Genomic DNA, 19,158 nt, shown 5'->3' with positions numbered 1-19,158 from the left:
TTTCGGCCGTCCGGCCGCTCTCGGCCGGTCAGTCTTCGACTGTCTCGTCGAACTCGTAGACGATGGTCTCACACTCGCTACAGGCGAGTACGTCGTAGACGACGCCGCCGTAGGCACCTTTCGACCCGCCACAGCAGGCGGCGGTCGTCGTCTCCTCGACGACGCCACCACACTTCGGACAGTGTTCGAGGAACATCCGGAGCGGCTGGGCCGCGTCGACGCGAACCGACTCGGGCACGTCGTGGTCGGCCATCACCCGGATGGCTGCGGTCTCGGCGATGGCGATGGCGCGCGTGAGATGGACCGCCTGCCCCTGGCCCTCGACGACGACCCAGCCGTCGTCGACCGCACCCTCGGCCTCGAAAGGTGCGGCGTCGGCGACCGCGGCGGCGAACGCCGCGTCGTCCAGCCCGCGGAGTTCGGCCATCGTCGACTCCCACGCCTCGACGAACTCGTCCGTCGGCACGACCATCTCGCCGTCGTCGACGATGATTCCCGCTTCCAAGAGCGCGCCCATCACCTGCGCGCCGTCGGCGTCGAGTGCCGTCAGCGAGTCGGAGTCCGGCGGTGTCTCCGGTTCGTCGTCAGCGGTGTCAGCCTCCTCGGCGTCAGTCTCATCAGTCTCGTCGGTCTCGTCGACCGTCTCCCCGTCGCCCGCGCGCTCGACGGTGACCGTCGAGAACGAGTCCGAGCGCGGTTCGTCGGTCTTGAAGTCGACCGGCAGCGGTTCGACCAGTCGGGGAGCGAACTGTGGTGTGTAGGGGACGACGTAGCCGCGGAGTGCGATGGCGGCCGCGCCGAAGAGGAGGACGGCCACACCCGCGGGCTTCCAGCGACGGCCGACGACCCCGGCGAGACCGAGGACGAACGCGCTGTTGACGGCGGTACAGGGCCAACATCGGGCGTCGCCCGTGTGCTCCGGCTTGCGGAGCGTCTCGAAGAGTGACATAGGACTGTCTCACGGGCGGGGTGGCTTGAGAGTTGTGACCACGAGCCGACAGCCACGGCCGGAAATTACTTACAGAACACTTTCATAACTTCGTAAGAGATCGCCCAAGAGAGCGAAAATACCTTAGCTCTGGGGACTAACCGCAAGACGTGAGCGGCATATATCTGACAGCGAATTCACTACAACAGAGGTAGTAATTCTTCCCGAACGTTTAAATAAGTCCTGTCCATACTTTCCAACTGTAATGGTTGACAGTGACTCACACGTAGATGGCGGACGCGACGGTATCTCGCGTCGCCGGTTCGTGCAAGCAGCAGGTGCATCGGGCGTGGCCGTCGGGCTCGCCGGTTGTATCAGTGGTGGTGACGGTGGCAGCGGCAGTGACGGGCCGATCGACACCGAGGCGCCCACGGAGGACGTCACGGTCCGTTGGGCCGCGGACACGCGCCTCTCCGACAACGCAGACGCAGTACAGCAGGCCCTTTACGACGCCGGGCTACCGGAGAACATCACCGTCGAGTTCATTGCTGGCTCGCAGGTGACGGACAACCGCCAGCAGCAGTACCAGCAGTGGCTCAGCGCGGGTCGCGAAGAGCCGACCCTGCTCATGATGGACAGTGGCTGGACGATTCCGTTCATCGTGCGCGAGCAGCTGCAGAACCTCTCGACGGCGCTCCCGGACGACCTCATCAGTACGGTCGAAGAGGAGTACTTCGGTGCCTCCGTCGAGACGGCGAAGAACCCGGGTTCGGGCGATATGTTCGGGATTCCGCTGTTCCCGGACTTCCCGACGATGCAGTACCGCAAGGACCTCTTCCGCGAGGCCGGCTACAGCGACTCGGACTTCGAGACGTGGGCGACAGAGTCCATGCAGTGGCAGGAGTTCTCGCAGGCGGTCGCCGAGGTTCGTGACGCGACCGACACCGAACACGGCTTCACGTTCCAGGCCGACATCTACGAGGGGCTCTCGTGCTGTGACTTCAACGAGTTCATGACCTCGTGGGGCGGCGCGTTCTTCGGCGAACACGAGAACCTGTTCGGCCCGGTCGGCGACCGCCCGATCACGATCGAGGAAGACGCCGTCCTCGAATCGATCCGGATGGTCCGCTCGTTCATCCACGGCTCGGACGCCGAGAACACGCTCGACGGCTACGAGCAGATCTCGCCCGAGGCCGTCCTGCAGTGGACCGAAGAGCCGTCGCGCGCACCGTTCATGAACGGCAACGTCGTCGCACACCGCAACTGGCCGTACTCGATCAACGCCGCCGGTGCCGAGGACGCCTTCGGCGAGGACCTCGGCGTCATGCCGATCCCGTACGGCATCCCGGCCAGCGAAGCCCAGTACGAGGGAACCGGTGGACCGGTCGCCGCCCTCGGTGGCTGGCATCTGACGATGAACCCGAGCGCGCCCGACCTGCAGAAGCGTGCCGCGCTGCAGGTCTTCCAGACCATCACGCAGGAAGACTTCCAGCTGAATATGTTCGGTATCACGGGCTGGATTCCGCCGCGTCCGTCGCTGCTCAGCTCCGACGAGGCCGCAGAGGTCCCCGTCACGGGTCGCTACGTCGAGCAGCTGCGTGTCGCCGGTGAGAACGCGGTTCCCCGGCCGGTCACCGAAGTCTGGCCGCAGCAGTCCGGTCCGGTCGCAGAGCGCGTGAACGCCGCGTACGCGGGCGACAGTTCGCCCGAGGACGCGATGGCAGAACTGGCGTCGACGCTGCAGGAAATCGAGGACAACGCCTAAGCGTCTCGCCTTCGACCTTCATTATTGTTACCAATGGCCACAGAACAGGAATCACAAGGAGCGTTACGTGACAGCTCTCGCTCGGGTCCATACGTCACGGCTATCCGTTGGATGGAGAGCCTCAGCGAGACGCAGTTCGCGTACTTCCTCCTGACGCCGGCGATTCTCCTGCTGCTGGTTATCGCGGTGTATCCGCTGCTGTCGACATTCCGGATGTCGCTCTTCGCGGACGCACTCAGCGGTGCCGCACCACTCGGGGAGTTCGTCGGGATCACGAACTACGTCGAACTGATCACTAACCAAAAGTCGTACGCGCTACCCGCGCCGTTCCTCCCGACGTCGCTGAGCGTCGAAGGGCTCATGTCCAGTGCGCTGGGCGTGACCCTCGTGTTCACCCTCGTGAGCGTCTTCTTCGAGACCATCATCGGTTTCGTGCAGGCGCTCATCCTCGACCAGGACTTCCGTGGACGGCGCTGGGTCCGCGTCGCCATCATCATCCCGTGGGCCGTTCCCATCGTCATCCAGGGGATGATCTTCTACCTGCTGTTCCAGCCGGGGATCGGGTTCCTCGTGGGGACCTCGCAGAACCCCTCGATCCTGAACTCGCTGGGCATCATCGGCACGACGCCGCTCGTCAACACCATCGACTCGACGCTCATCATCACGGTGGCCGACGTCTGGAAGACGACGGCGTTCATGGCACTGCTCATCCTCGCCGGACTGCAGAGCATCGACCGCTCGCTCTACGACGTCGCACGGGTGTCCGGCGCGTCGAAGCTCCAGCAGTTCAAGATGATCACGCTGCCGCTCATCCTGCCGACCATCCTCGTCGCGATGCTGTTCCGCACCATCGCCGCGATGCGTGTCTACGGCATCATCGAGACGACGACCGGCTGTCAGACGGTTCCGTCGCTGTCGTGTCTCGTCGTCTCGAGTTTCAGTCAGCGCGCGTGGGGGACGGCCGCGACCGTCGCCTTCGTGACGGCCGCCATCATCGGCATCGTCGTCTCGGTCTACATCGTCAAGTTCGCCGACGCTGAAGGGGGTGGCTTCTGATGGCAGCCGACTCCGGACAGGGAACCTCCATCGGCGAGGACCGCCCGCTCAAACGCGGCGCGTTCGGCCGCTGGGTCGACCGCTCCATCCAGAACCCCGAACGGGTCTACCGCGCGATGTTCTACGTCGCGACGGTGTTCTTCCTGTTCACCACGCTGTTCCCGTTCTACTGGCTGTTAGCGCTCGCGCTGACGCCACAGAGTATGCTGTCGAACGTCGGACTCCTCCCGAACGGCTTCAACCCGATGTCGTTCGTGACGGTGTTCGAACGCGTCCCGTTCCACGTGTTCATGTTCAACAGCTTCGTGCTCGGTGTCCTGACGACGGTCATCGTGCTCGTCTTGGCGAGTCTCGCCGGGTACGTCTTCGGTCGCCTCCGGTTCCCCGGAAAGGCACCGTTGATGCTCGGTATCCTGGCCATCTCGTACTTCCCGCCAGCGGCGTTCCTCATCCCGCTGTTCGAACTGTTCACGGGGTCGCTGCAAGTCGCGATTCCCGGGACCGGCCTGTTCATCAACAGTCCGGACATCTTCAACACGCCGTGGTCGATGGTGGTTCCGTTCAGCGCGCTGTTCATGCCGCTGTCCATCTTCATCCTCACGACGTTCTACGGGCAGATCCCCGACGGGCTGGAGGACGCCGCCCGTGTCGAGGGGACGACTCGACTCGGCGCGCTGTTCCGGGTCATCATCCCGCTGTCGGCACCCGGTGTCGCCACCGCGGGCGTCCTGACGTTCATCAGCGTCTACAACGAGTTCTTCTTCTCGTTCCTGATGAACAACGGCGAAGCGGGCAACTGGGCCCCCATCGTGGCCGGCATCCTCGGCCTGCAGGGGCAGTTCGACACGCCGTACCATCTGATGGCCGCCGCAAGCATCATGGGGGTGCTGCCGGTCGCCATCCTCGTCATCATCGCACAGGAGAAGATTGTCAGCGGGCTCACCGCAGGAGCACTCAAGGAGTAAGACCATGGGAGACGTAAAACTCGAACACGTAACCAAGCAGTACGACGATGTAACGGCAGTCGACGACATGAACGTCGAGATTCACGACGGCGAGTTCATCTGTCTCGTCGGACCTTCCGGCTGTGGGAAGTCCACGACGATGGAGATGATCGCGGGGCTGACCATCCCCTCCGAGGGGAAGGTCTCCATCGCCGGTCACGACGTGACCAACCTTCCGCCGAAGGACCGCGGCATCGCGATGGTCTTCCAGAACATCGCGCTGTTCCCGCACATGGACGTCTACGACAACATCAGCTTCGGGCTCCGCCTCCGCGACTACGACAAGGAGGAGATCGACCGGCGCGTCCAGAAGGCCTCGGACATCGTCCAGCTGGAAGGGATGCTCGACCGGATGCCCGACGAGATGTCCGGTGGACAGCGTCAGCGCGTCGCCATCGCCCGCGCCATCGTCCGGAACCCCGAAGTGTTCCTGATGGACGAGCCGCTGGCGAACCTCGACGCGAAGCTCCGCGTCCATATGCGGACGGAGCTTCAGCGGCTCCACAAGGAGCTGGACACGACCATCATCTACGTCACGCACGACCAGGCGGAGGCGATGACGATGAGCGACCGTATCGCCGTCATCGACTCCGGGCAGCTCCAGCAGATCGACCCGCCGCTGGTCTGCTACAACGAGCCGAAGAACCTGTTCGTCGCGGGCTTCATCGGCTCGCCGTCGATGAACTTCATCGAGGGCGAAGTCACGGAAAGCGGCTTCACCTCGAAGAACTTCGACATCGAGTTCGACCCCGCACAGATGGGTGTCAACGTCGGTGACGAAGTCACGCTCGGCATCCGGCCGGAGGACGTCTTCCCGATCGACGAAGGTCGGAGCATCTCGCACCCGACCGCCGAAATCTCGGCCGTCAGCGACGTGCTGGAGCCGATGGGTGACGAGATCTTCATCTACCTCATGCTCGACGAGGACGCCGATATGAACATGACGCAGACGGCCTCGAACAGCCAGCTGCTCATGAGCGTCGACCCCGACAGCGACATCTCGGAGGACGAAGACGTCGAGGTCGTCCTCGACCGCAGCAAGATCCACCTGTTCGACACGAACAACGGGGACGCCATCCAGCACGGTCTGGTCAAGCCGACGACACCCGAAAGCACTACCCAGACCGAAGCCGAGAGCGACGACTAGCGATGGTCACCGACTCCGGCGTGCTGTACATCGTGCTCGTCAGCCTGTTGTTCCTGCCGTGGGCCTACGGGGTGGTGCGGTTCGTGATGGACCTCCGGTCCATCTACATCCCGAAGGGACGGCAGTTCCTCCGCGGGCGACGGAAGCTCAAAGAGGAGAAGAAAGAGGAAGAAGAACGCTCCGAGCGCGAACAGCAGCTCTACTGACGCGCGCACCGTTTTCTCGGTTCTCACGGCCGTCGAGTCCTGCTTTCGCGGGGTTACTGTCGGTATCACGCCCGCTTGCGGAGAACGAGTAACTTAACTATTCTTTGAGTAAACTTCACCACGATGAGCAACGACCGTCCCCCACGCATCGGAATCGTCGGGCTTGGGAACATCGGCCACCACCACGCCACCCAGCTCGAGAACCTCGACGCCGACCTCGTCGGCGGCGTCGACATCGCCGAAGAGGCCCGCGAGCGGTTCACCGAGGAGTTCGACGCACTCGCCTACGAGAGCGACGAGGAGCTGTACGAGGTCGTCGACGCCGTCATCATCACGACCCCGAACCGGTTCCACGAGGAGTACGCGATCTCCGCGCTGGAAGCTGGCGTCGACGTCCTCCTGGAGAAGCCGCTGGCACACAGCCTCGAAAGCGCCGAACGCATCGCCGCCGCGGCCGAGGAGGCCGAGGGCTTCTGTATGGTCGGCTTCAACAACCGCTTTGCCAACCCCGTCGAAGTCCTCAAGCACTACCAGGACGAGGGCCGCTTCGGCGACGTGACCCACGTCGAGGCGAACTACGTCCGTCGCCGCGGCGTCCCCGGCCGCGGCTCGTGGTTCACGAACAAGGAGATCTCCGGCGGCGGTGCCCTCATCGACATCGGCGTCCACGCCATCGACCTCGCGCTCTACTTCCTCGACTTCCCCGAGATCGTCGAGGTCTCGGGCGTCACCCGCTCGCAGTTCGGCGGCCGTGACGACTACGCCTTCGTCGAGATGTGGGGCGAAGACACCGGCCCGGAGGGCTTCGACGTCGACGACTCCGCGAGCGCGTTCCTCCGCACCGCCGACGGCACGACCGTCTCGCTCGAAGTCGCGTGGGCCGTCAACCGCCCCACAAACGACGAGTTCCTCATCCAGGGCACCGAGGCTGGCGCGAACTTCGACCGCGCGGCCCAGGAACTCACCCTCTACGAGTCCGGACAGGGCGGTGCGAACCATCTCACCGATACGACCGTCGACACGCGGTCGGTGACGACCCACGCGGAGGAACAGAAGCTGTTCGTCCAGGCCGTCGAAGACGGTGAGGCACCCGACCGCAACACCGTCGAGCAGGGGCTGGCGGTCCAACGCGTCATCGACGCCATCTACGAGTCCTCGGAGACCGGCCGCGCCGTCCGTCTGGACGAGTAGGACCCGACTCCGAACGGCCGTCGAGCCGGAATCGGTCCTCGCTGTGGCCACACGATTTTTAGGCGTGAGACGTGAAGCCGTGAGTGATGCAAATCGCAGAGCTGTCGCTACGTCTCGTCGCCGGGCTCGCGCTCATCCTGGCGAACGGGTTCTTCGTCGCCATCGAGTTCGCGTTGACACGGGTCCGACAGTACTCCGAAGACGAGTTCGACACGCCGGGGCTGCGTCGGGCGTGGGAGATGACCGACGACCTCGAGATCTATCTGACGAGCTGCCAGGTCGGGATTACGGCGTCGTCCATCGCGGTCGGTATCGTCGCCGAGCCCGCGCTGGCCGCGCTGTTCGAGCCGTATCTGACGAACCCGGCACTCACCTCCATCGGGGCCGGGGGGATTCTCGCCTTCATCATCATCAACCTCGTACACCTGACCCACGGCGAGCAGACGCCGACCTACCTCGGCGTCGAGCGGACCAAGTTCGTCTGTAAGTACGGGGCCACCCCGCTCTACTGGTTCGCGAAGCTCATCTCGCCCATCATCTCCATCGGCGACACCGTCGCCAAGTGGACGCTGAAGCTGTTCGGCGTGGAGATGACCGGCGCGTGGCTGGAGGCCGAACAGGACGCCATCGAGTCCCGCGCGGACCTTCACAAGCGACTCGGCTCCGTGCTCGACGAGGGTGAACTGCCCGAAGAACGTCGTCAGGAGGTCATGAACGCGCTGCGCGTCGGCGACCAGTCCGTCGAGAGCGTGATGGTCGACCGCGACGACATCGTCGCGCTGTCGACGGAGAACAGCCCCGAAGAAAACCTCGAGGTCGTCTCCGAGACCCCTCACACCCGCTTCCCTCTCGTCGGCGAGGGCTTCGAGGACTTCCGCGGTATCGTCTATATGCCCGCGGTGTTCAACCACTTTGAGGCGTTCTCGAACGGCGAGATCGACGTCGAGGAGTTGGCCGCGCCGCCGATGACGCTCGCGGCGAACACGAGCGTCAGCGACGCTATCGACCAGTTCCAGGCCGAGAGTCAGGAACTCGCGCTCGTGATGCGCGACGGCGAGGTCGTCGGTCTCCTGACCGCGACCGACGCCTTCGAGTCGGTGATGGGCGAACTGGACGACCCGCTCGACGAGGCGGCCGACGATGAGCGGCCGCAGCGAGGCGGCGGCGCGCCGAGCGGTGCGTCGCCGACCTGACGGCAACCATCGGTTCCTCCTGAACTTTTATTCGTCGCGTAGTTGTAGCCCCGCGTATGGACGTCGGAGTACTCACAGTCCCCCTCGGTGGGGAGTCGCTCGAAGACGCATTGACATACCTCTCCGGTCTCGGTGTCGACGCAGTCGAACTCGCCTGCGGCGGCTTCCCCGGAGATGCACATCTCGACCGCGAACAGTACCTCGGCAACGAGGAGGCCCAAGCGGAGTTACAGGAACTCCTCGACGAACACGGGATGCGAGTGAGCGCGCTCGCGACGCACAACAACCCGCTGCATCCCGACGAGGAGACGGCGGCCGAGGCCGACGCGGAGCTTCGCGAGGCAATCCAACTCGCCGCCGAACTCGACGTCAACACCGTCACCGGGTTCTCGGGGCTGCCCGCGGGCGGCCCGAACGACGAGGTGCCGAACTGGATCACCGCGCCGTGGCCCACCGAGCACGCTGAGGCGCACGACTACCAGTGGGAGGTCGCCGTCGACTACTGGTCTGAGATCGCCGAGTTCGCTGACGACCACGGTGTCGACGTCGCCATCGAGATGCACCCGAACATGCTCGTCTACGAACCGACCGGGATGGCGAAACTGCGCGAGGCGACGAACGAGCGTATCGGCGCGAACTTCGACCCCTCACATCTCTACTGGCAGGACATCGACGTGACGAAGGCCATCCGCTTCCTCGGCGAGCAGGACGCCATCCACCACTTCCACGCCAAGGACACGAAGGTCTACGACGCCAACGCCGACGTGAAGGGCGTCCTCGACACCGATGCTTACACCGAGGAGTTCGACCGCTCGTGGCTGTTCCGCTCGGTCGGCTACGGCCACGGCGAGGAACACTGGAAGGACGTCGTCTCGACGCTCCGGATGGTCGGCTACGACGGCGCGCTCAGCATCGAACACGAGGACTCGCTGACCTCCTCGCGGGAGGGTCTGGAGAAGGCGGTCGACCTGCTCCAGCGCGCAGTCTTCGAGACCACCCCCGGTGACGCCTACTGGGCGGAGTAACCATGACGGACGAACCACTCGACGTCGGCGTCCTGGGCTATCGGTTCATGGGCAAGGCGCACTCGAACGCGCTGGCCCGCTTGCCGATGTTCTTCGACGACGCGCCCGACGTGAACCGCCACACGCTCGTCGGCCGCGACGAGGAGGCACTCGCGGAGGCGGCCGAGCAGTTCGGCTTCGAACACACCTCCACGGACTGGGAAGCCGTCGTCGACGAGGTCGACGTCTTCTACAACCTCGGCCCGAACCACGTCCACGCCGAGCCGTCGATTGCGGCACTCGAAGCCGGGACGCCGGTCTTCTGTGAGAAGCCGCTCGCACCCACCCTGGACGAGGCCGAAGAGATGCGCGACGCCGCGGCCGACGCGGGCGTCGTCGCGGGCTGTGCGTTCAACTACCGCTTCGTCCCGGCCATCCGCTACGCGCGGAACCTCATCGCCGACGGCAAGCTCGGCGAGATTCACCAGGTTCGCGGCCGCTATCTCCAGGACTGGCTCGTCGACCCCGAGGCTCCGTGGTCGTGGCGCAACGACGAGGAGATGGCAGGAAGCGGCGCGCTCGGCGACCTCGGTGCCCACACCATCGACCTCGCGCGCTTCCTCGTCGGCGACGAAGTCGGCGAAATCGACCGAATCTCGGGACAACTTCAAACGTTCGTCGAGGAGCGCCCCGTCGCCGGGAGCGACGAGACCCGGCCGGTCACCGTCGACGACGCCTACACCGCACAGGCGGAGTACGAGTCCGGTGCCATCGGGACGTTCGAGGCCTCTCGCGTGACGGACGGCCACAAGAACGACCACACCATCCAGATTCACGGCTCGGAGGGCAGTTTGAAGTTCTCGCTCGAACGGCTGAACGAACTGGAGTACAAGGGTGCGGACCACCGCGGCTACGAGACCATCCTCGTCACCGACGAGTCCGACCCGTATCTGGAGCACTGGTGGCCGCCGGGCCACGTCATCGGCTGGGAACACACCTTCGTCCACGAGAACTACGAGTTCCTCTCGGCCGTCCGCGACGATGCGGAGTTCCATCCGTCGTTCGAGGACGGCTACGAGGTCCAGCGCGTGCTGGACGCCATCGAGCGAAGTGACGAGACTGGTGAGTGGGTCTCGCTGACGTAGGTCAGCGCGACACCTGCGAGGCAGTCTTCGAGGCGAGTGGGTCTCGTTGGACTAAGCCAGCAGAACAGCTTCGGGACGTGTTTTTTGAGAGAACAGAGTCGAGAGCGGCGAGAGTGGCGTGTCGGCTCAGAACTCGCGGACGCCGTCGTCGGTGACGACCTCGTCGATGAGGTCGACCGGGGTCGCGTCGTAGGCGGGGTTCTCGATGATGACACCCTCGGTCGGTTCGAGAAGCACCTCGCTGGCCGGGCGGTACTCGTTCTCGAAGGCGAAGCCGTCCTCGATAATCTTCGCGCCGCTTCCGGCGACGGTGACGGGGACGTCGAGGCGGTGGGCGGTGGCGATGAGCGGGAAGGTGCCGACGCGGTTGTAGAGGGTGTCATCGACGATGCAGTCCATGCCGATGACGACGCGGTCGCATTCGGGCAGATACGTGCCCGAGGCACCGTCGACCATCAGATGCGGGTCGACGCGGTCGATCTCGGCGAGCGTGCGGGCGGTCTTCCGGCCGAGGTAGCGCGGCCGGGCCTCGGTGATGTAGGCGGTCGTGTGGATGCCCTCGCTCGCGGCGAGTTCGACCCCCTCCAGCACGGTCGAGGAGTAATCGTGCGTGAGGAAGGTCTCGCCGTCGACGAAGGTGTCCGCGAGGTTACGGGCAGCTTTGCGCTTGCCCGTCTCGATGTCCTCGACGACGCGGGCGATGGTCGACTTCGCGATCTTCTTGGCCGATTCGACGGAGTCCGCGCGGCCGACGACGCTGCGGGCGACCTCCCGCATCGCGTTGTGCAGGGAGGCGTGTGAGGGGTTCGCCCGACGGAGCGCGCCCGTGTTGTGTTCGAGGTCGCGCTCGAACTCGTCGACGGTGGCGTAGTCACGGTCGAGCAACGCCGACAGCGACCGGGTGGCCTTCACCGCGACGACAGACGAGGAGTGCGTCTGCATCTCTCGGATCTCCTCGATTGTCTCGTCTATCATATTCGAAGGGTCGTCCCTTCGAGCAAAAGACCTTCCGGGAGCGAGAATCCGAGACAGTCCCGACACCCCTGGAAACCGTCCGGGACGTCGGAAGCGTCGGAGACGTCGGAGGGGCGTCACGGTGGTCTCATCGCAACCACGAACTGTGACGGTTAGGGCGAACGTTCCCCTGGAGACGTAACCGACTCTGGTTACGGGGAGTGGGCAATCGCCGCTTCATTTAAGAACACTTCCACGAAGAATAGGTATAATGCTCGAGGACGATTTCGGTCGCGAGGTCTCTGGGGTGCGGATCTCTCTCACCGACCGGTGTAACTTCGACTGCGTCTACTGTCACAACGAGGGACTGGGTGACACACGTGGGCCGATGGACGCCCAAGACAGTGAGATGAGTGCCGACGACGTCGTCCGCTTTCTGGAGGTCGTCGAGGAGTTCGGCGTCGAGAAGGTGAAGTTCACCGGCGGCGAACCGATGCTCCGACAGGACCTCGAAGAGATCATCCGCCGGACGCCCGACTCGATGGAGACCTCGCTGACGACGAACGGCACCTTCCTCCCGGGCCGTGCGGAGGCACTCAAGGAGGCGGGTCTCGACCGCGTCAATGTCTCGCAGGACGCGCTGGACCGCGAGGCGTTCGCCGAGATCACGAAATCGGGCGCGTACGAGAAGGTCATCGAGGGCGTCCACGCCGCCGTCGACGCGGGGTTGACGCCGGTCAAGCTCAACATGGTCGTCTTCAAACACACCGCGGGCTACGTCGAGGGGATGGTCGACCACGTCGCCGAGAACGAAGGACTCCAGCTCCAGCTCATCCAGTATATGCCCGAGCTGACCGGCAAGCCCGAGTGGAACATCGACATCGGACGCGTCCACGACTGGCTCGCCGACCTCGCCGACCGCGTGGAGACCCGCGATATGCACGACCGCAAGCGGTACTACGTCGGTGAGGGGATGGTCGAGATCGTCGACCCCGTCGAGAACGAGACCTTCTGTGCGAACTGCCACCGAGTGCGCGTCACCCACGAGGGTTATCTGAAGGGCTGTCTCAACCGCAACGACGACCTCAAGTCGATGGGTGAGATGACGAAAGCCGAGATCCGCGAGACGTTCCGCGAGGTCGTCGCCAACCGGGTCCCCTACTACGGCGAGTATCTCGTCCAGAACGACAGCGGCGAGTACGTCCTCAACGAGAAGTATCTGGGCGTCAAGGCCTGACGGTCACCCGCGGTTCCACTCGTCCTCCAGCAGTCCGAAGTAGTGCGTGTCACAGTAGCGGCCGTCGACGTAGGCGTTCTCCCGCTGGACGCCCTCGGCGGTGAAGCCGATCGATTCGAGGAGTCGCATCGAGGCCTCGTTGAAGTCGTAGACGGCCGCGCTGACACGGTGGATACGGAGCTGGGCGAACGCGTAGTCGACCATCAACTCCAGTGCCTCGCGGGCGTAGCCGTTTCGGCGGAAGGCCGGGCGGAGCCAGTAGGCGACGTCGACGGTACCCGTCTCGCGGTCGATCGGGTCGAACTCGATGACGCCAGCACGGCGGTCGTCGTGGTCGTCGTACTCGCCGTCGACGACGACGAGCAGCTGCAGGACGTCTTTGCTCGTGCTGGTCTCCTCGAACCATTCGCGCTCTTGGAGACCGTTGCTCGGGAGGACCTGCCCCGCGGAGACGCGGACGCTGGGGTCGTTGACGCCGTCGCGGAGCAGTTCGAGGTCCTCCTCCTCGACGGTGTTGAGAGTGATACGCTCGCCTTCGAGAACCGCTGGACCGGGCATAGCTCTCACGAGGGGGGTCGGGACCAAGAAGCTGGGTGTCGCGGGACCTACCTACTCTCTGTGGTACAGCGACAGCCACAGGCGGCGATGACCACGTGGCCGTCGTCGGCCGTCTCAGTCGTCGGCCGCGTCCGTTGCGTCCCTCGCGGTGTCGGTCCGTCTACCGGAGGGCTGTGCCACCCAATCGCTGAACACGGACTCGTGGTGTTCGTCAAGCAGTGGCGCGCGGCGGCCCGGTTGGCTGGGCGTCGCCGTCATCTTGATGGGCTGGCCAGCGATGGTCACCCGCTCGTCCGTGCCGGGCTGGTCGACCTCCACGAGCATCTCGCGGTCGCGGATGTGCGAGTCGGCGAAGACGTCTTCGACGCTTTGGACCCGTTCGCAGGGGACCTCACCGACGAGCGCGTCGACGACCTCGTCGCTCGTCCGGCTCGCCGTCCAGTCGGCGATCTCGTCGCCCAGTGGCTCGCGGTTCCGGCGGCGACTCGCCGCGTCCGGGTAGTCGGCGGCGAGGTCCGGCCGGTCCATCGCCCGACAGAGTGCCTCCCAGTGGTTGTCGCCGAAGGCGGCGATGACGACGTGGCCGTCGGCCGTCTCGAAGGAGTCGTAGGGGAAGAGTGTCGGATGGGAGTTGCCCTGTCGCGTCGGCGGGTCGCCGGTGTAGGAGTACTGGTAGACCGTCCGCTCACAGAGGCTGACGATGCTGTCGTACATCCCGGTGTCGACGAACTGGCCTTCTCCCGTCCGGTCGCGGTGGTGGACTGCGGCGAGGATGCCGACGGCGTTGAGCGTCGCGGTGAACAGGTCACCGATGCCGGGACCGACCTTCGTCGGTGGGCCGTCTTCCTCGCCAGTTATCTCCATCACGCCGCCGAGTGCCTGTGCCACGAGGTCGAACGAGGGCTGGCCCTGGCGGTGGGTCTCGCCCGTGCGGGGGTCGCCGAAGCCACGGATCGCGCTGTAGACCAACTGGGGGTTGTGTTCGCGGAGCGTCTCGTAGCCGAGGTCGAACCGCTCCATCGTCCCCGCGCGGTAGTTCTCGACGACGACGTCGGCCGCCTCGACGAGCGAGAGGAAGTCCGCGCGCCCCTCGTCGCTGCCGAGGTCGAGTTCGATGGAGCGCTTGCCGCGGTTGACGCTCTGGAAGTAGCCACCGTAGGGCTGCTCCGACGGCGACGAGCCGTCGGACTCAGGCTCTTCCGAAGGACGGACGAACGGTGGATTCGACCGGATGAGGTCGCCGCCGGGACGCTCGACCTTTACCACGTCCGCGCCGAGGTCCGCGAGGAGCATCGTGCAGTACGGTCCGGCGAGCACCTGTGTCAGGTCGAGCACCCGAAGGTCGCTGAGCGCGGCCATGGCTTACGCCGTCGTGGATAGGAGGGAAAAATCTACCCCATTAATCATGTAGTTTGTGTGGATATGACACACCGGTTGGTAAAACACCTTAAAGAATATTATCATTATAAATCATTAACTTTATCTGTTCCTTCACGGTCCTTCACGATGATGCCGCGAACAGTCATCCTTGGCGTGATCGGCTCCGACGCACACGTCGTCGGAATCACCATACTCGACCAGGCTCTTTCGGCGGCGGGGTTCGACGTTGTCAACCTCGGCGTCCAGACGTCCCAAGCGGAGTTCGTCGACGCAGCGACGGCCCACGACGCGGACGCGGTACTGGTCTCCTCGCTCTACGGCCACGCCGAGCAGGACTGCCGCGGCTTCCACGAGCAGCTCGCGGCGGCTGATCTCGACCTCCCGACCTACATCGGCGGCAACCTCGCCGTCGGACAGGACGAGTGGACCGAGACCCGCCGTCGCTTCGAGCGGATGGGGTTCACCCGCGTCTTCGACTCGGAGACGGAACCCCAGGAGGCCATCGACGCACTCCGTGTCGACCTCGACATCTCGACGACAGAGACCGACCGCGAGTCGGTCCCCGCCTACACCTGATGGTTCGGGACGAACGCCTCCCGGAGTCCGAACTCGGCCGTATCGCCGACCGACTCCGTGGAGACTGGCCGACAGCCGAGGCTGTCGACTTCGAGGAGGCCCTCGGCTACCACGAGACGCTCCCCGACGAGAAACGCTTCGCGCACGTCCTCGAATCGGCCGACAGGCCGCTGCTACAGCCCCGAGCGGGCGTGCCACGTCTCGACCCACAGGTCGACCTCCTGACCCATCTCTGGGAGGACGGCGGGGCCGACCTGCTCCCGACGACCATCGACTCCTACACCCGCGACAACGAGTACGGGAAGGCACAGGAGGGACTGGACGAGGCCCGCGAGTCCGGCGAGGACACGCTCAACGGCTTCCCCGCCGTCAACCACGGCGTCGACGGCTGTCGCGAGCTCATCGAACGCGTCCCCGGCCCCATCGAAGTGCGCCACGGGACGCCCGACGCCCGGCTCCTCGCGCTCGTCACCTTCGCTGGCGGCTTCCAGAGCTTCGAGGGCGGTCCCATCTCGTACAACATCCCGTACACCAAGCGTCGCGACCTGGGAGAGACCATCGAACACTGGCAGTTCGTCGACCGCCTTGCAGGGCTCTACACGGAGTTCGGTGTCCGCATCAACCGCGAACCGTTCGGCCCGCTGACCGGGACGCTCGTTCCCCCCTCCATCGCCATCGCCATCGGCGTCGTCGAAGGGTTGTTGGCGGCGACACAGGGTGTGAAGTCGCTCACGCTCGGCTACGGCCAGGTCGGCAACCTCGTGCAGGACGTCGCCGCGCTCCGGGCGCTCCGGGCGCTCGGCGAGGAGTATCTCCCGGACGACGTTGCCGTCACCACCGTCTTCCACGAGTGGATGGGCGGCTTCCCGCCGGACGAGGCTCGCGCGAACGGCGTCATCGGTCTCGGCGGGGCGACCGCTGCGGTCGCGAAGCCGGACAAGGTCATCACGAAATCGCCCCAGGAGTTCCAAGGCGTGCCTACGATGGAGGCCAACGCCGCCGGACTGCGAACCACACGACAGCTCATCGATATGCTCATCGAACAGGACGTGACGCTCGACGGTATCGACGACGAACAGGCCTTCATCGAACGCTCCACCCGCTCGCTCTTCGACACGGTGTTCGACCTCGGCGACGGCGACGTCGCCCACGGCACGCTCCGGGCGTTCGAGACCGGGGCACTCGACGTGCCCTTCGCCCCCAGCGAGAGCGCGAAGGGCGCGGTCTTGCCCGCCCGCGACGACGACGGCCGGGTCCGGATTCTGGAGTTCGGCGACCTCGCACTCTCCGCCGACCTGAAAGAGGTTCACCGAAATCGGCTGGACGAGCGGGCCGAGACCGAAGGCCGGGACTGCTCCTTTCGGATGGTCGCCGACGACGTCGACGCCATCAGCGACGGCCGACTCATCGGCCGACCGAAAGGCTCCACGGAGGGATGGACGTGACCGTCCGCATCGAGTCGGTGCGAGCCGTCCCGACGGTCTCGGGATTCTTCTTCGACGACCAGCGTGCCATCAAAGCCGGGGCCGAACAGGAGGGATTCGACTACCGGGGCGACCCGGTGACACCGGGCTTCCGTCGGATCCGCGAGGCCGGCGAGGCACTCTCGGTCGAACTCGAACTCTCGTCCGGCGAGATCGCGACCGGCGACTGCTGTGCGGTGCAGTATTCGGGTGCCGGTGGCCGCGACCCGCTGTTCCGGGCGCGTGAGTACCGCTCCGTAGTGGAGGGACCGGTCGCCGAGAACCTCCGCGGACGCGACGCGACGGCGTTCCTGACCAACGCGAAGTTGGTCGAAGCGATGACGCCCGGGGAGGGCGGTGACCGACTGCATACGGCGATTCGCTACGGTGTCTCCCAGGCGTTGTTGGACGCGGCGGCCACGAGTCAGCGGACGACGATGGCCGACGTCCTCGCCGACGCCTACGACGTCGAACCGGCGACCGAACCGATACCGGTCTTCGGGCAGTCGGGCGACGACCGCCGTGTCAACGCCGAGAAGATGCTCCTGAAGGGCGTGCCCGTGCTCCCTCACGGGCTGTTCAACAGTGTCGAGAAGGTCGGCGAGTCGGGCGAACGACTCCGCGACTACCTAGGGTGGCTCTCCGAGCGTGCGACTCGGCTCGACGGCTACGAGCCACGGTTCCACGTCGACGTCTACGGGATTCTTGGAGAAGTCTTCGGCCCGCCCTACGACCGCGCCGAGGTCGTCGACTACTTCGCCGACCTGCGTGCGGCGGCCGCGCCCTATCCGCTCCAGGTCGAGGGACCGATGGACGAGGGGAGCCGGGAGACACAGATTCGGGCCATGGCCGAGTTGCGTGACGGTCTCGCAGACGGTGGTGTCGCCGTCGACGTCGTCGCCGACGAGTGGTGCAACACGTTCGACGACGTGCAGGCGTTCGTCGACGCCGGTGCGGCCGACGTGGTGCAGGTGAAGACGCCCGACTTGGGTGGGATTCACCGCAGTGCCGAGGCCGTCCTGACCTGCCGCGGAACCGACACCCGGGCGTATCTCGGTGGGACGTGCAACGAGACAGATGTCTCCGCACGTACGTGCGCGCACGTCGCGCTCGCGACGCGGGCGGCACAGGTGCTCGCCAAGCCCGGGATGGGCTTCGACGAGGGGTTCATGCTCGTGACCAACGAGATGCGCCGGACGGTGGCGCGTCGGAAGCGGACTGTCGGGGAACGGGAGGTGCCCGCCGATGACTGACGACGTCGACTGGACGGCAGCGATGCCCGAGGCACTCGCCCGTGCCGACACCCTGGAGAAAGGGAGCTACTTCGAGGACTTCACCGAGGGCGAGACGGTCGAACACGCGCCCGGTCTGCGGCTGACCCGCGACGGCAACGACCTGTGGACCAGCCAGACGCTCAACCACGACCCGGCCTACTGGCGGCCCGATGCCGCCCGCGACCGTGGCTTCGACGAGCCGCCGATTCACCCGGATTACCTCGTCGCCTGCACGATGGGACCGAGCGTCGAAGATCTCAGCGAGAAGGGCGGCTACTTCCTCGGGCGGACGGACGTGCGCTTTCACCGCGAGGCCGTCTCTCCAGGCACGGACCTCCGTGTCGAATCTCGGGTACTGGACAAACGGACCTCGTCGTCCCGGCCAGCCTACGGCATCGTGAGCTGGGAGACCACGAGTTACGACGTCGCGACCGACGAGCCGCTGTGTTCCTACACGCGGACGAACATGGTGCCCCGTCGTGAGCCGGGAGACGCGGTTGCGACCGACGGTGGGGAGACGGCGACGTCGCCCACGCCCTCGCTCCCGATCGACCTCGTCGCTCCTTCGGGCCCGTATTTCGAGGACTTCCGTGAGGCTCTAGAGGGAGTAGAGGGACGAGACGCCGCCGTCGCCTACCGCCACGAACGCGGCCGAACCGTCGACGACGTGCTCATGTCCGTCCTACCGCTGCGGACGCTCAACACCGCGGGACAGCACCACAACGCCGAGATGATGGCCGACTCTCCTTCGGGTGAGATGGTCGTCTACGGCGACGTCACTCGCTCTATCGCGTTGGGCCACGCCCGCTCCGACGAAGCGACGTGGCGGGAGGTGTGCTACGAGGACGAGCGGTTCCACGACTTCGTGACCACGGGCGACACCGTGTTCGCGTTCACTCGCGTCGTCGACGCGGACGCGGAAGCGGGAGACGTGAGCGTCGCCAGCGACGAGGCGAGCGGAGCCGACACCGGCCGCGTGACCTTCGAACACTACGCCGTCGCGGGTGACGACCGGGTGGTCTACTCGGGGACGCGGACGGCGCGGATTCGGCGGCGCGAGGACTGAACACAGGGAGA

The 19,158-nt window shown here is 65.4% G+C and carries 18 protein-coding genes; 14 read left to right on the top strand and 4 right to left on the bottom strand.

Features of this window, described 5'->3' with window-relative positions:
* Positions 1–28: 28 nt before the first annotated feature.
* Complete coding sequence (locus tag BLR57_RS07890) at positions 29–949, bottom strand: DUF8054 domain-containing protein (RefSeq protein ID WP_089696311.1); 921 nt, start codon at positions 947–949, stop codon at positions 29–31.
* A 304-nt stretch (positions 950–1,253) separates the two neighbouring features.
* On the opposite strand from BLR57_RS07890, the gene BLR57_RS07885 reads away from it, so the two are divergent.
* From BLR57_RS07885 to BLR57_RS07845, 9 genes are all read left to right on the top strand, one after another.
* Positions 1,254–2,693, top strand: coding sequence for an extracellular solute-binding protein (locus BLR57_RS07885; RefSeq protein WP_089697630.1), 1,440 nt, complete (start codon positions 1,254–1,256; stop codon positions 2,691–2,693).
* Positions 2,694–2,804: 111 nt separating this feature from the next.
* Positions 2,805–3,749, top strand: a complete 945-nt coding sequence (locus BLR57_RS07880) for a carbohydrate ABC transporter permease (protein ID WP_211603188.1) — start codon at positions 2,805–2,807, stop codon at positions 3,747–3,749.
* Positions 3,749–4,714 (top strand): carbohydrate ABC transporter permease, encoded by a 966-nt coding sequence (locus BLR57_RS07875; protein WP_089696305.1) that lies wholly within the window; start codon positions 3,749–3,751, stop codon positions 4,712–4,714. The genes BLR57_RS07880 and BLR57_RS07875 overlap by 1 nt, the downstream gene beginning before the upstream one ends.
* 4 nt (positions 4,715–4,718) lie before the next feature.
* Positions 4,719–5,900, top strand: a complete 1,182-nt coding sequence (locus BLR57_RS07870) for an ABC transporter ATP-binding protein (protein WP_089696302.1) — start codon at positions 4,719–4,721, stop codon at positions 5,898–5,900.
* Positions 5,901–5,902: 2 nt separating this feature from the next.
* Positions 5,903–6,106 carry a DUF8005 family protein gene (locus BLR57_RS07865; RefSeq protein WP_089696299.1) on the top strand — a complete coding sequence of 68 codons (204 nt, stop codon included), beginning with the start codon at positions 5,903–5,905 and terminating at the stop codon, positions 6,104–6,106.
* A gap of 123 nt (positions 6,107–6,229) precedes the next feature.
* Positions 6,230–7,297 (top strand): Gfo/Idh/MocA family protein, encoded by a 1,068-nt coding sequence (locus tag BLR57_RS07860; protein WP_089696297.1) that lies wholly within the window; start codon positions 6,230–6,232, stop codon positions 7,295–7,297.
* 86 nt (positions 7,298–7,383) lie between these two features.
* On the top strand, positions 7,384–8,490 hold the full coding sequence (locus BLR57_RS07855; protein ID WP_089696294.1) for a CNNM domain-containing protein: 1,107 nt from the start codon (positions 7,384–7,386) through the stop codon (positions 8,488–8,490).
* A gap of 56 nt (positions 8,491–8,546) precedes the next feature.
* Positions 8,547–9,515: a sugar phosphate isomerase/epimerase family protein gene (locus BLR57_RS07850; protein WP_089696291.1), complete on the top strand. Its 969-nt coding sequence runs from the start codon at positions 8,547–8,549 to the stop codon at positions 9,513–9,515.
* Between the two features lie 2 nt (positions 9,516–9,517).
* Positions 9,518–10,639: a Gfo/Idh/MocA family protein gene (locus BLR57_RS07845; RefSeq protein ID WP_089696288.1), complete on the top strand. Its 1,122-nt coding sequence runs from the start codon at positions 9,518–9,520 to the stop codon at positions 10,637–10,639.
* 126 nt (positions 10,640–10,765) lie between these two features.
* Here the strand turns inward: BLR57_RS07845 and BLR57_RS07840 are convergent, their stop codons facing one another.
* Positions 10,766–11,614 carry an eIF2B alpha/beta/delta subunit family protein gene (locus BLR57_RS07840; RefSeq protein ID WP_089696286.1) on the bottom strand — a complete coding sequence of 283 codons (849 nt, stop codon included), beginning with the start codon at positions 11,612–11,614 and terminating at the stop codon, positions 10,766–10,768.
* A 250-nt stretch (positions 11,615–11,864) separates the two neighbouring features.
* Between BLR57_RS07840 and moaA the strand changes: the two genes are divergently transcribed.
* Entirely contained in the window at positions 11,865–12,830 is a 966-nt protein-coding gene (moaA, locus tag BLR57_RS07835) for a GTP 3',8-cyclase MoaA (RefSeq protein ID WP_089696283.1), read from the top strand.
* 3 nt (positions 12,831–12,833) lie between these two features.
* Here moaA and BLR57_RS07830 read toward each other — a convergent pair whose 3' ends face one another.
* Entirely contained in the window at positions 12,834–13,388 is a 555-nt protein-coding gene (locus BLR57_RS07830; RefSeq protein ID WP_089696280.1) for a GNAT family N-acetyltransferase, read from the bottom strand.
* 114 nt (positions 13,389–13,502) lie between these two features.
* The gene (gene mct / locus BLR57_RS07825; RefSeq protein ID WP_089696276.1) at positions 13,503–14,747 is read right to left on the bottom strand and encodes a succinyl-CoA:mesaconate CoA-transferase; all 1,245 of its coding nucleotides are present in this window, start codon (positions 14,745–14,747) and stop codon (positions 13,503–13,505) included.
* Positions 14,748–14,897: 150 nt separating this feature from the next.
* Between mct and glmS the strand changes: the two genes are divergently transcribed.
* The 4 genes from glmS to mch are packed head-to-tail and all read left to right on the top strand — an operon-like array spanning position 14,898 to position 19,147.
* A complete protein-coding gene (gene glmS, locus BLR57_RS07820; protein WP_089697629.1) occupies positions 14,898–15,344 on the top strand; it encodes a methylaspartate mutase subunit S in 447 nt (148 codons plus the stop codon).
* The gene (locus BLR57_RS07815; RefSeq protein ID WP_089696273.1) at positions 15,344–16,789 is read left to right on the top strand and encodes a methylaspartate mutase subunit E; all 1,446 of its coding nucleotides are present in this window, start codon (positions 15,344–15,346) and stop codon (positions 16,787–16,789) included. The genes glmS and BLR57_RS07815 overlap by 1 nt, the downstream gene beginning before the upstream one ends.
* A complete protein-coding gene (locus BLR57_RS07810; RefSeq protein WP_089696269.1) occupies positions 16,780–18,060 on the top strand; it encodes a methylaspartate ammonia-lyase in 1,281 nt (426 codons plus the stop codon). Before BLR57_RS07815 ends, BLR57_RS07810 begins: the two co-directional genes overlap by 10 nt.
* Entirely contained in the window at positions 18,053–19,147 is a 1,095-nt protein-coding gene (gene mch / locus BLR57_RS07805) for a 2-methylfumaryl-CoA hydratase (protein ID WP_089696266.1), read from the top strand. Before BLR57_RS07810 ends, mch begins: the two co-directional genes overlap by 8 nt.
* Positions 19,148–19,158 lie beyond the last annotated feature (11 nt).

The sequence above is a fragment of the Halogranum gelatinilyticum genome (assembly GCF_900103715.1).
In the GTDB taxonomy this organism is placed as follows: domain Archaea; phylum Halobacteriota; class Halobacteria; order Halobacteriales; family Haloferacaceae; genus Halogranum; species Halogranum gelatinilyticum.
Note: the sequence above shows the minus strand (reverse complement) of the source record. Positions and strands in the feature narration are given on the sequence as shown.